Below are 12,029 nucleotides of genomic sequence, written 5' to 3' on the forward strand. Positions count from 1 at the left end.
TCACTTTTCTACTTTGAGATTAAACCTAACCACGCTCTGGTCATCATTTTGTGGCGTCATCTCCACCGCAATAGATTCACCGTGGTATTCAGCGCACCCTTCGATAAGCCCTAAACAAACATGAGACATACATCTTGCGCTTTTGTAGTCAAAAACAAGTTGTGCTTCGGTCGTGGTGATAAAACTGAATTCAGGTGGCTCAGCATCTGGATAGAGCTTCTTCACTTCAACGTGAATGTAGCGCTCTACGTGCTGAATAAATTGAAAGGTGGTATTGCTGTGAGCAATGCTAGCTTTATTCGGCAATGAGGCTAATAAGTTCTTAAATACGGACTGCCCGAAAACGCGTTGCAAGCTTGCTGCATCTATATCGGTTTTTTTGCTCAGATTAATGATGAGTTTAACCAGATCTTTGTGGTCGTAACTTCCGACAGATGTGTAGATCCCTTCATCTTCTGACATCTCTAGAACTTCTTCCAAAAGCTCTAACCCAAACTTGTCTTCAACAAGCTCTAAAAATTCGGTGAATATGATTCCTTTCATCTCATACCTTTTCTTCTATTTCTTTTTAGAATGGTTCACTAAGTCATTGTTATCAAATTCTTAAACACAAAATCTACGCTCCGTAACCCAATTTTATGACATGGGTAACGCTTACTCGCAGATGCGTACATATTGAATATAGCAAAAACCGGCATTTTAAGGATGTCAGTAACTACGTGGCCCTTAATTACGCCTAGTTAATAGCTAAACTAAAGGTAAGTAAATGAAGACACACTCAAAATTGGTAATCAGCCCACTGTTATGTCTATACTTAAAATCATAATAATCAATATATTGGCTTGATATGAATAAAGAAAACTTCCTTCAACAATTCCAACTAAACCCTACCGTTGGCTATCACCCAGAGTCAGTAGAGCGTGTTTCGCATATCAGTGGCGATCAATTACGTAAAGCGGCAGTGGTGGTAGGTTTAGTTGAAAGAGAAGATGGTTTACATGTCATTTTTACTAAAAGAGCCGCTCATTTAAAGCATCATCCTGGCCAAGTCAGTTTTCCTGGCGGTAAACATGAACTCTCTGACCCTTCTATGCAATTTACTGCACTTAGAGAGCTCCATGAAGAGGTAGGAATTCGATCGGATCAAGTTAAAATTGTTGGGCAATTACCCGCTTTGAGTACTATTAGTAAATTTTCTGTGACACCGATTGTTGCTCTGGTCGATCCTGACTATGAAGCCATCATCGATGAGAATGAAGTTGCCTCTATTTTTGAGGTGCCTGCCACCTATGTTTTAGACCAAGCCAAGTTACACAGCCACACTGTTAACTTCAAACAAATCAAGCATCGTGTTTTTGCGATGCCCTTCCAAGAGCACCTAATTTGGGGCGTTACGGCGCAAATCATCCAATCTCTGCAGCAGCATGTAGTGCAACAAATCACATAGCAACTACGTTTTGTTTAATCTCTGTTAACAAATCGCAAGCTTTGTATGGAACAGAATTATTAATGCAATTTTACGCAAACGTTTCCCTGGTATAAATCTGAACAACCCCGCCTTTCGCATAATAAAAACTAATACCTAGCATGAGCATAAATCACCTGTAGCACGCCAATTTCGTGATCAAAAATCCGTTTTTCGCATATCATGTGACACGCCGTTTCATTACATGATTTAGATCTATTTTTTGTAGAAGAAAATTCTGCAGAATTAGCCCCGACTTATTTCCTGTTCCCAAAAAATGAGTAATTTAACATGAACACAACAACTTCTTCGGCAAATGCCGTTAAAGATTCAAGCAAGTTTAACTATAAAGATTTTACCTGGTGTTTATCACTATTCGGTACAGCAGTTGGTGCTGGCGTACTATTTCTTCCAATCAAAGCTGGTGCGGGTGGTTTTTGGCCATTAGTTATCCTAGCTCTAATCGCGGCACCGATGACTTGGTTCGCACACAAATCTCTAGCTCGCTTCGTACTGTCAGCTAAAAACCCTGAAGCTGATATTACAGACACAGTTGAAGAGCACTTCGGTAAGACTGGCGCAAACATTATTACTTTTGCTTACTTCTTCGCTATCTACCCAATCGTTCTTATCTACGGTGTTGGTATCACAAACACGGTTGATTCTTTCCTAGTAAACCAAATGGGTATGGAATCTATTCCACGTCCTCTTCTTTCTGGTGCACTTATCCTTGCTATGACAGCAGGTGTTGTATTCGGTAAAGAGCTGATGCTTAAAGCAACGTCAGCGATGGTTTACCCACTAGTATTCATCCTACTAGCACTATCTTTCTACCTAGTTCCTGATTGGAACACTTCAATGATGGACGTAAGCCCAGAATGGTCAACAATGCCTTCTATTATCTGGCTTGCTATTCCAATCATCGTGTTCTCTTTCAACCACAGCCCAATCATTTCACAGTTCTCGAAAGAGCAACGTCGTGTATACGGTGAAGACGCAGTTAAGAAAACTGACCAAATCACTGGCGGCGCAGCAATGATGCTGATGGGCTTTGTAATGTTCTTCGTATTCTCTGTAGTACTTTCTCTATCTCCAGAGCAACTAGCAACAGCACAAGCACAGAACATCTCTGTTCTTTCTTACCTAGCTAACGTACATGAGTCTCCACTTATCTCTTACATGGGTCCTCTAGTAGCGTTCGCAGCGATTACTTCAAGCTACTTCGGTCACTTCCTAGGTGCTCACGAAGGTCTTGTTGGTCTAATCAAGTCTCGCTCTGGTTCTTCAATCTCTAAGATTGAGAAAGCTTCTCTAGCGTTCATCGTTGTTACAACTTGGATTGTTGCGGTAGTTAACCCAAGCATCCTAGGTATGATTGAAACAATGGGTGCTCCAATGATTGCAGCTATCCTGTTCCTAATGCCTGTATTCGCAATGAACAAAGTACCAGCAATGGCTAAGTACAAAACTTCAGCACCTGTACAAATCTTTACAGCTTTATGTGGTCTAGCGGCTATTAGTTCTGTAATCTACGGCGCTCTTTAATCTCAAGCCCTTTTTATAAGATGGCATCCATCTTATATCGCGAGATTAAACAAAAAATATAATGATAATAAATGAGCCTCCCTACTCCCCTTGGGAGGCTCTCTTTTTGAGGTAATCGCTATGATTAGTGTATTTGATATCTATAAAATCGGTGTTGGTCCATCGAGCTCACACACAGTTGGACCAATGAAAGCGGGTAAAGAGTTTATTGATGACCTACGTTCAATGGGAAAATTGCGCGACATCACTAAAATCACCGTGGACGTATATGGATCACTATCACTGACAGGGAAAGGTCACCACACAGATATCGCAATCATCATGGGTCTTGCTGGCAATACTCCTGAGCGTGTTGATATCGATTCTATTGCAGGCTTCATTGCTCGCGTAGAAGAAACTGAGCGCCTTCCTGTTGGCATGCACTGTCATACAGTATCGTTCCCACGCGATGGCGGTATGAACTTCCACACTAGCAACCTTTCTCTACACGAGAACGGCATGAGCATCCATGCATGGGTTGGTGACGAAGTTGCATACTCAAAAACGTACTACTCAATTGGTGGCGGTTTCATCGTTGACGAAGAAAACTTCGGCAAAGAAGAAGAAAACCCAATCAAAGCACCTTACGAATTCACTACAGCTGAAGAGCTGGTTAATCAGTGTAAAGAAAGCGGTCTTTCTATCAGTACACTGGTTATGAAAAACCAAGCAGCATTCCACTCAGACGAAGAGTCTCGCACTTACTTCGCTAACATCTGGAAAACGATGCGTGAGTGTATGGATCGCGGTATGAATACTGAAGGTATCCTGCCAGGTCCACTGCGTGTACCTCGTCGTGCAGCAGCACTTCGCCAACAGCTGATCACTTCAGAAAAAACAACTAACGATCCAATGACGGTTGTTGACTGGGTGAACATGTTTGCTTTCGCAGTAAACGAAGAAAACGCAGCGGGCGGTCGTGTAGTAACTGCACCAACAAACGGCGCATGTGGCATCATCCCTGCGGTATTGGCTTACTACGATAAGTTCATCCAAACAGTGACAGAGAAAGACTACATCCGTTACTTTGCAGCTTCTGGCGCGATCGGTGGTCTTTACAAGCGTAACGCTTCTATCTCTGGTGCCGAAGTTGGCTGTCAGGGTGAAGTTGGTGTGGCATGTTCTATGGCTGCTGCTGGTCTTGCTGAGCTTATGGGTGGTAGCCCTGAGCAAGTATGTATGGCTGCAGAAATCGGCATGGAGCACAACCTAGGTCTAACGTGTGACCCAGTAGCTGGCCAAGTACAAGTACCATGTATCGAGCGTAACGGTATTGCTGCAGTTAAAGCAATCAACTCGACTCGTATGGCACTTCGTCGTTCTTCTGCTCCTACTGTTTCTCTAGATAAAGTTATCGAAACAATGCTAGAAACAGGCAAAGACATGAACGCTAAATACCGTGAGACTTCTCAAGGTGGTTTGGCTGTTAAGGTTGTTTGTTAATCACTCTGAATTAATAAACCGATAATAAAAAAGGAACGCCGATGCGTTCCTTTTTTTGTAACTGAAATTGGTTGACTGATTTATTCACCCAACCAAATTGTTTTATTAAATCACTTGCGAGATAAGCAGGAAGCAACCAAACAACAATGAGAAAAGCATCATTGGCTTGCCACCTTCCGCGCTGTATCTATCTTCTGCTACTTTCATGAAGCGTTGCTTGTGAACCATCACCAGAGGAACGAACACAGCTAAGAACACTAAGATGATACCTGCGTAGTTCAACACTTGTAGGAACTTGTCTGCAGCAAGCAGTGAACCTGCCAACGGTAAGATAAAGCTAATACAGTACGTTACTGCCGTATTTTGGTTGAACATGTCTTTGTTCTGGTTGAACAACGCCATCGCCACGCCAAAGAAAGAGGTCAACAACGCCAACCCAGTGAAGGTAGACAGAACATTACCCACCCAAGGAGATTGAGCCTCAAACGCCGCCATCAAATCGGATACGTTCTTAAAGCTTCTGAATTGCTCTTCACTCAAGTTACCCACTACCGCAAACAACCAGCACAAGTAACACACTAAAGGGATCAGAGAACCGACGATCACCATGTTACGCAGCTGTTTGTCTGTCGCTTCGTGGTTGTAAGAAACTAAAGTTGGAATCACAACCATAAAGCCAAAGCTTGTAAACAGGATTGCACTGGTTTTGATTAAATCAACGTGGTCATGGCTGGTTACCTGCATCAAGTTTTCTTGAGTCATGCTCGGTGCCAAGAACGCCATGGTTGCAAACAAACTTGCAAGCATCACGAAGAACAATGCGCGGTTGAGTTTATCAATCACACCAGTACCACTTGCGACTACAGCGCCAGCAAGCAAGGTAAACACTATTTGGCTGGTAGTAGCGGTAATTTCGACGCCAAAGTTAGACAGTAACTTACTCAGCAAGTCACCTGCGCCCAGAATGTAAGCCATTAATAGACAAATTAATAACGCGTATAGCAAACCGTTGGTAAGCAACTGGCCTTGTTTACCCAAGGTTTTTCGGGCAATAGAGTTTAATCCTAGACCGCCACCCGCTTTGATGGTCGCTTCTAGAAGTAATAATGCTGCGTAAGTCGTACCGAAGCAGATCAGTACCATCAGCAGTGTGCCATAAAGCAATCCAAATTGAGCTAATACCATTGGGATCGCGAGCATACCAGCACCGAGAGCGGTACCAGCGATAATTAGGGAGCTACCCATCATTTTAATATTCATTATTTTTAACTTATTTGTTTAGTTTTTATAGGTGTGAGTCTTCGTGCATCAAGTGGATGACAAAGGAATTCAGATAGAAATAAAGTTATAAAACGAATAACAATAGGAGCGATAAGCGGTAAAGAAGCGTGCAGAGACGTTGTCGAACAGGGCGTTCAAAGGGGAGCTTGTCTTAAGAGAGGTAAAACGAGAAGCGTGAGTAAGCGTTAACTGATGTGGTGAACCTTCCGTAGGTTCAATAATCGGCGATGTAATCTTGAATTTCATGTATGTGTCCAATAATTGATTCACATTCCATAGTATTTGAAGCAGCGTATCCGTTGCTGCCCTACCTCTAGCATTAGAGACCTTCTCATCTTATCGAATGAGACTCGAAACACAACGCTATAACCACACTTTTTGCTATTAAATTGAACAAAATAGCTATCTGGATATAAGTTGACCACCAAACCTTCTAATACAATAATTTTCATTGATAAAAGACAAGCTGATAAATACATCTAGCCCATGGAACCCGAGACTCTCTCCTCTAACTAGAATCAAATTCACAACTCAACGTTATATTTTGACATAAGACATAACACAAACTTGCTACATCACAGAAACATAACCACAACCGGAGTATGGTCACACAATTCGCCATACCCCATAGGTGGTAGTGACTCTTACACGTACAGTATGCGCGTCATTAAAAAATAAAAAATTAATACCTTATGCGCTCAACTATAACCTTCAAAATTCTAGTGGCCCTCGCTATTGTGTTCACTTTTTTGCTAGCAATATCGACCTACTTTCAATATTCGCAGCAAAAACAACTTGTTAACTCTGTATTGAGTGAACAGCTTCATGATAAGGCAAGTAACTATTTCGATAGCCTTAATATGATGATGCTGACTGGCACAATGGCGCAAAAAGAGACCCTGCGTCAAAAAGCGTTAGCACAAGAAGGCATTGAAGACGTTCGTGTTTTGCGCGCTGACGCTGTAAGCAAGTTATACGGTCCCGGTAATGACAATCAAATACCTGTTGATGATATCGACAAGCGAGCGCTAGCAGGTGAAACGGTTATCGAACCCTTTTCTGCCGATTGGGGTAAAGGCTTGGTTATTGCTCTACCCATGAAGTCGAGTGAAGATTACCGGGGTACCAATTGCGTCGCCTGTCATATGGCACCAGAAGGCGAAGTATTGGGGGCAATTCGCCTTGAATACAACCTTAGTCATGTCAACTCGCTGATCAACACTCAAACCATGACCGCTATTGGCATTATGACGGTGATCTCGTTTGCCGGATTTGTTCTTACGATGGGATTAATTCGCAAGATTATCGTGCGCCCTCTTCAACAGACTTCTCGCTTCATGACCCAAGTCAGCAGCGATAAAAACCTGTCCACTCGCCTGCCTGAACAAAGTAAGGATGAGATTGGCACGCTGGCTAACTCCATCAACTCGTTCATGGGCACCGTATCTGACAGCTTAGAAAAGGTACAGAATACTTCGCATAAACTGAATGCGTCTGCCAACCAACTGACTAGCGTCGCGCAAATTACCGAGCAAGCCGCCAGCGACCAGCAAAGCGAAACCGCAGAAGTGCAACACAATGTCGAAGGGATACAGGCGCAACAAGTCAATGTAGAACAAGCCACTTTAACCGCTTCAGAACTCATCAATCACACCGCCGATGTAGCGTGTAAGAGTGCCAACCAAGCACACGACGCAAGCAATGAGATAAAGAACCTAGTCAGCAGTATAGAAGAAGTGAAGCACAAGATACTGACACTCAATGAGCAAACCGGTGAGGTCTCTTCAATATTGAGTGTTATTCGTGGCATTGCCGACCAAACCAACCTTCTTGCATTAAATGCAGCGATTGAAGCGGCTCGCGCCGGAGAACAAGGTCGAGGATTTGCAGTAGTTGCTGATGAAGTTCGTCACCTAGCATCAAGAACCGCCGAAGCAACAGGCAGCATTGAGTCAATCATTCATCAATTCCAGCAAGGCAGTGAAGAGTCTCTGACTTCGACCGATCGCGTTTGCGAACAAGCCCATCAAAGCTCCACCGACATCGACGCACTTTCAATAGAAATGAATGGGGTGGTTGAAGAGATGAAACAGGTGCTAACCCACGCACAGAACATTCAGCAGCAAACGCAATCCACCACACAAGCGACTCAAGATGTTCAACAAAAGGTTGAAACCATCACTTCTCACGCCGACAACACATCGCAATCTGCGGCTGAAACCCGCGACATCAGCAATGACTTAGAAGAGCTGTCTGATCACCTTGAGTCACTGATTAATCAGTTTACTTTGTCGAGTACAAAGAAGAACCCATAGGTCGTCTACAACAAAAAAGCGCTCACAATGAGCGCTTTATCTTCCTAACAATGTCTAGTTCAGGCTTTCAAATAACCTTAGACAACGATTAGTGCGTAATGGAAACCGCGGTTAAGTCTTTATGCTTGTGGTACATCGCGTGTTTGAATATCAGATTCGCACTCACGGTATCCATTCCAGAAACCTCCACATAAGCCCCCTTTTTACGGAACTTGAACACAACCTTATCAAGCGCCTCAACCGAAGTGTTATCTAGGAACGAAGCATCCGATATATCGATCGTCACTAAAGAGGTCGCGTTGTCATAATCAAATAGATCGACAAACGCATCTGAAGAAGCAAAAAATACATGCCCTTTTACTCGGTGGATGGTGTGCATTTCGTTGGTCACCACTTCATCAGATATAAAGACCATCGACTTGCTAGCATGTGCATAAAACAGAGCCGATAACACCACGCCAACCGCCACCCCAATCGCTAAGTTATGAGTAAACACCACCACCGCCACGGTCACTAACATGGTTACATTAGTTGGAAGTGTGTGGTCTTTAAGCTCAACAATAGAACGCCACGAGAATGTGCCGATAGAAACCATGATCATCACAGACACTAAAGCTGCCATCGGTATCAGCTTCAACCAATCAGAAACAAACACCACCATTAATAACAAAACAACCCCGGCGATCATGCTGGACAATCGGGTTAAGCCGCCTGATTTGATGTTAATGATTGACTGGCCAATCATCGCACAACCCGCCATACCACCAAAAAGGGAGGCCACTATATTGGCAACCCCCTGCCCTTTACACTCATTGTTTTTATTACTTTCAGTATCTGTCAGGTCATCGACGATGGTCGCTGTCATCAAGGATTCCAATAAGCCAACCAAAGATAGAGCAATCGAATATGGAAGGATGGTTGCAAGCGTATCGAACGTGAATGGAATATTGGGAATTAAAAACACAGGCAGTGAATCAGGAAGCTTACCCATATCGCCAATCGTTCTCACATCTAATCCGAACAACAAACTAATGACTGTCAGGGCAACAATCGCGACTAATGGAGAAGGTATTGCACGACCAAACTTGGGGAAATAAGGAAGCAGATAAATGATCGCCAAACCCAAAGCGACTAATACATAAACGCTCGAAGGGACGTTGACCAATTCAGGGAGCTGGGCCATGAAGATTAGGATGGCGAGCGCGTTAACAAATCCAGTAATCACCGATTTGGAAACAAAGTTCATCAGGTTACCGAGCTTGAGATATCCCGCCGCGATTTGAATAACGCCTGCAAGAAATGAAGCAGCAAGCAAGTACTCCAATCCGTGCTCTCTCACTAAGGTGACCATTAACAGCGCCATTGCGCCTGTTGCTCCGGAAATCATTCCTGGGCGGCTGCCAACCAAAGCGGTTACGAAACAAATACAGAACGAAGCATATAGCCCTACTTTAGGGTCAACGCCTGCAATAATTGAAAATGCGATGGCTTCAGGGATCAATGCGAGTGCAACCACAACCCCAGATAATGAATCTCCTTTAACGTTTGATAACCAGTGTTTTTTTAAATAATTAAGCATGTAATTCTCTTTTACTTGTACAGCCAGTCCTGCCTTGTTGAGACATAATCTGATCGACTGTTTTTCTTGAATGAGCGAGCGCTCGAAAAGTGCGGGTGTAGAGAGAATGCAGGGGTTAAGGCGGCGTAATTAACACGTAGATATTAAACTCCTCTTGTTGCTTTAGTGGGAAATTAAGAAGGTGATCAAGTCCGATATGACTGAATCCGCGCCAATATAGAGCGAGTTTCAACACAATCACACTCCAATTATTGAAAACAAAGGTTTCGATTACGCCTTGTTCATTCGACGATTCACATTAGGCGGAACGTAAGGCGCACGCTAAGATCGAACAAAAAACACACCCTCAAACGTATTTATGGTCAGTAGACACAATATTTCTTTCACCAAGCAAGAATAAAGGTTGAAGCTGTCGGTATGACAGGTAATATGTTCAATCGATTTAAAAAGTTTATACAACTTAATGTTTCGGCTAATTATTGTGCAAATGTATGTTTATTTGCAGCAATGCCAGAGACTTTGAGTTGAATTTGTCCCTCAATGGAGAATGAAATCAACATGACTTACGCGCCTGTAACAGACGTACTTGGCGGCAAGCTAGCGGTAGACAGTGAAGTAACTGTTCGCGGCTGGATCCGTTCACGTCGTGATTCCAAAGCTGGAATCTCTTTCCTTGCCATTTATGACGGCTCTTGTTTCGACCCGATTCAGGCCGTGGTTCCTAATAATCTTAATAATTACGAAAACGAAGTATTAAAGCTAACAACTGGCTGCTCTGTTGAAGTAACAGGTAAGATTGTTGAGTCTCCTGCGAAAGGTCAAGACTTCGAACTAGCAGCAACTGACGTTAAAGTTGTGGGTTGGGTTGAAGATGCTGACACTTACCCAATGGCTAAGACACGTCACTCTATCGAATACCTTCGTGAAGTTGCTCACCTACGTCCACGTACAAACGTGATTGGCGCAGTAGCACGTGTACGTAACTGTCTATCTCAAGCGATTCACCGTTTCTACCACGAGCAAGGCTTCTTCTGGACTTCTGCTCCGCTTATCACTGCATCTGATGCAGAAGGCGCTGGTGAAATGTTCCGTGTTTCTACGCTAGACATGGAAAACCTACCACGCACTGAAAAAGGCGACGTAGACTTCAACGAAGATTTCTTCGGTAAAGAGACGTTCCTAACAGTATCTGGCCAACTTAATGCTGAAGCTTACGCTTGTGCACTAAGCAAGGTTTACACGTTCGGTCCTACGTTCCGTGCTGAAAACTCAAACACAAGCCGCCACCTAGCTGAGTTCTGGATGGTTGAGCCTGAAGTTGCGTTTGCAGACCTTAACGACGTAGCGAAACTGGCTGAAGACATGCTTAAGTACGTTTTCGCTGCTGTTCTTGAAGAGCGCCGCGACGACCTTGAGTTCTTCGCTTCTCGCATCGACAAGCAAGCAATTACTCGTCTAGAGCAATTCGTTGACGCTGACTTCGCACAAGTTGACTACACTGACGCAATCCAAATCCTACTAGACTCTGGTAAGAAATTTGAGTTTGACGTTGAGTGGGGCATCGACATGTCTTCTGAGCATGAGCGTTACCTAGCTGAAGAGCACTTCAAAGCGCCTGTTATCGTTAAGAACTACCCGAAAGACATCAAAGCTTTCTACATGCGCTTAAACGACGACGGCAAAACAGTTGCAGCAATGGACGTACTTGCACCAGGCATCGGTGAAATCATCGGTGGTGCACAACGTGAAGAGCGTCTAGACATTCTAGACGAGCGTATGATTGCTATGGGTATCGACCCTGAGCACATGAGCTGGTACCGCGACCTACGTAAATACGGCACAGTGCCGCACGCTGGCTTTGGTCTTGGTTTCGAGCGTCTAGTATCTTACGTAACAGGTATGGGCAACGTTCGTGACGTGATTCCATTCCCACGTACGCCACGCTCTGCAAACTTCTAATTCGAAAACCTATTCGATTTATAAGTTAAGAACAAATAAAACCTCCGCAATCGCGGAGGTTTTTTATGTTCTGAATAAAACAAAACGACGGCTGCTTCTGCTTCTGCTTCTGCTTCTGCTTCTGCTTCTGCTTCTGCTTATCACCATCAGAGACTAGTTATTCAAAAACTAATCAACATCTTGGTCTATAGCGTATTTTATTGCGAGACCGCAGATTGCCATCATAACGAACGGGATAGCCGCAGTGGTGTATTCCGCCCATGCCATATCAGCGAACGCTTTTGCTAGCAGTACGTGGCCGAGAATAAGCAGAAGCGCACACACAATCGCGACGATAATCAACTTAACTTCATTTCCCATAGTCATTTTCAACATAACGGTATCTCCAATATTTGCTCTACCG

General features: G+C 43.8%; 10 protein-coding genes. 5 read left to right on the forward strand and 5 right to left on the reverse strand.

All coding sequences use genetic code 11. The features are described from left to right. A complete protein-coding gene (locus tag CWO08_RS17420) occupies positions 1 to 543 on the reverse strand; it encodes a heme NO-binding domain-containing protein (protein WP_108020840.1) in 543 nt (180 codons plus the stop codon). Positions 544 to 847: 304 nt separating this feature from the next. On the opposite strand from CWO08_RS17420, the gene CWO08_RS17425 reads away from it, so the two are divergent. The 3 genes from CWO08_RS17425 to CWO08_RS17435 all read left to right on the forward strand — a co-directional run bounded on the left by CWO08_RS17425 (position 848) and on the right by CWO08_RS17435 (position 4,492). Next, a complete protein-coding gene (locus CWO08_RS17425; RefSeq protein WP_081228700.1) occupies positions 848 to 1,447 on the forward strand; it encodes a CoA pyrophosphatase in 600 nt (199 codons plus the stop codon). A gap of 309 nt (positions 1,448 to 1,756) precedes the next feature. Continuing rightward, on the forward strand, positions 1,757 to 3,010 hold the full coding sequence (locus CWO08_RS17430) for an aromatic amino acid transport family protein (RefSeq protein WP_048658418.1): 1,254 nt from the start codon (positions 1,757 to 1,759) through the stop codon (positions 3,008 to 3,010). 120 nt (positions 3,011 to 3,130) lie between these two features. Continuing rightward, positions 3,131 to 4,492, forward strand: a complete 1,362-nt coding sequence (locus CWO08_RS17435; RefSeq protein WP_048609201.1) for an L-serine ammonia-lyase — start codon at positions 3,131 to 3,133, stop codon at positions 4,490 to 4,492. Between the two features lie 105 nt (positions 4,493 to 4,597). Here CWO08_RS17435 and CWO08_RS17440 read toward each other — a convergent pair whose 3' ends face one another. Beyond that, positions 4,598 to 5,740 carry an amino acid permease gene (locus CWO08_RS17440; protein WP_102432745.1) on the reverse strand — a complete coding sequence of 381 codons (1,143 nt, stop codon included), beginning with the start codon at positions 5,738 to 5,740 and terminating at the stop codon, positions 4,598 to 4,600. 81 nt (positions 5,741 to 5,821) lie between these two features. After that, positions 5,822 to 6,019: a hypothetical protein gene (locus tag CWO08_RS23855; protein WP_123923953.1), complete on the reverse strand. Its 198-nt coding sequence runs from the start codon at positions 6,017 to 6,019 to the stop codon at positions 5,822 to 5,824. A gap of 446 nt (positions 6,020 to 6,465) precedes the next feature. Here CWO08_RS23855 and CWO08_RS17445 point away from each other — a divergent pair, with 446 nt between their 5' ends. Then, positions 6,466 to 8,088 carry a methyl-accepting chemotaxis protein gene (locus CWO08_RS17445; protein ID WP_108020841.1) on the forward strand — a complete coding sequence of 541 codons (1,623 nt, stop codon included), beginning with the start codon at positions 6,466 to 6,468 and terminating at the stop codon, positions 8,086 to 8,088. An 88-nt stretch (positions 8,089 to 8,176) separates the two neighbouring features. Here CWO08_RS17445 and CWO08_RS17450 read toward each other — a convergent pair whose 3' ends face one another. Beyond that, complete coding sequence (locus CWO08_RS17450; RefSeq protein ID WP_108020842.1) at positions 8,177 to 9,667, reverse strand: SulP family inorganic anion transporter; 1,491 nt, start codon at positions 9,665 to 9,667, stop codon at positions 8,177 to 8,179. A 558-nt stretch (positions 9,668 to 10,225) separates the two neighbouring features. Here CWO08_RS17450 and asnS point away from each other — a divergent pair. Next, entirely contained in the window at positions 10,226 to 11,626 is a 1,401-nt protein-coding gene (asnS, locus tag CWO08_RS17455) for an asparagine--tRNA ligase (protein WP_017060416.1), read from the forward strand. Positions 11,627 to 11,794: 168 nt separating this feature from the next. Here the strand turns inward: asnS and CWO08_RS17460 are convergent, their stop codons facing one another. After that, positions 11,795 to 12,001: a hypothetical protein gene (locus CWO08_RS17460; RefSeq protein ID WP_004734707.1), complete on the reverse strand. Its 207-nt coding sequence runs from the start codon at positions 11,999 to 12,001 to the stop codon at positions 11,795 to 11,797. Positions 12,002 to 12,029: the final 28 nt, after the last annotated feature.

Origin of the sequence: Vibrio sp. 10N.286.48.B8 (genome assembly GCF_003050085.1) — a bacterium.
Lineage (GTDB): Bacteria > Pseudomonadota > Gammaproteobacteria > Enterobacterales > Vibrionaceae > Vibrio > Vibrio crassostreae.

Coding starts and splice junctions, on each gene's coding strand:
- CWO08_RS17440 (WP_102432745.1), bottom strand. CDS start 5,740: ATGATGGGTAGCTCCCTAATTATCGCTGGTACCGCTCTCGGTGCTGGT.
- CWO08_RS17420 (WP_108020840.1), bottom strand. CDS start 543: ATGAAAGGAATCATATTCACCGAATTTTTAGAGCTTGTTGAAGACAAG.
- CWO08_RS17460 (WP_004734707.1), bottom strand. CDS start 12,001: ATGTTGAAAATGACTATGGGAAATGAAGTTAAGTTGATTATCGTCGCG.
- CWO08_RS17450 (WP_108020842.1), bottom strand. CDS start 9,667: ATGCTTAATTATTTAAAAAAACACTGGTTATCAAACGTTAAAGGAGAT.
- CWO08_RS17445 (WP_108020841.1), top strand. CDS start 6,466: ATGCGCTCAACTATAACCTTCAAAATTCTAGTGGCCCTCGCTATTGTG.
- CWO08_RS23855 (WP_123923953.1), bottom strand. CDS start 6,019: ATGAAATTCAAGATTACATCGCCGATTATTGAACCTACGGAAGGTTCA.
- CWO08_RS17425 (WP_081228700.1), top strand. CDS start 848: ATGAATAAAGAAAACTTCCTTCAACAATTCCAACTAAACCCTACCGTT.
- CWO08_RS17435 (WP_048609201.1), top strand. CDS start 3,131: ATGATTAGTGTATTTGATATCTATAAAATCGGTGTTGGTCCATCGAGC.
- asnS (WP_017060416.1), top strand. CDS start 10,226: ATGACTTACGCGCCTGTAACAGACGTACTTGGCGGCAAGCTAGCGGTA.
- CWO08_RS17430 (WP_048658418.1), top strand. CDS start 1,757: ATGAACACAACAACTTCTTCGGCAAATGCCGTTAAAGATTCAAGCAAG.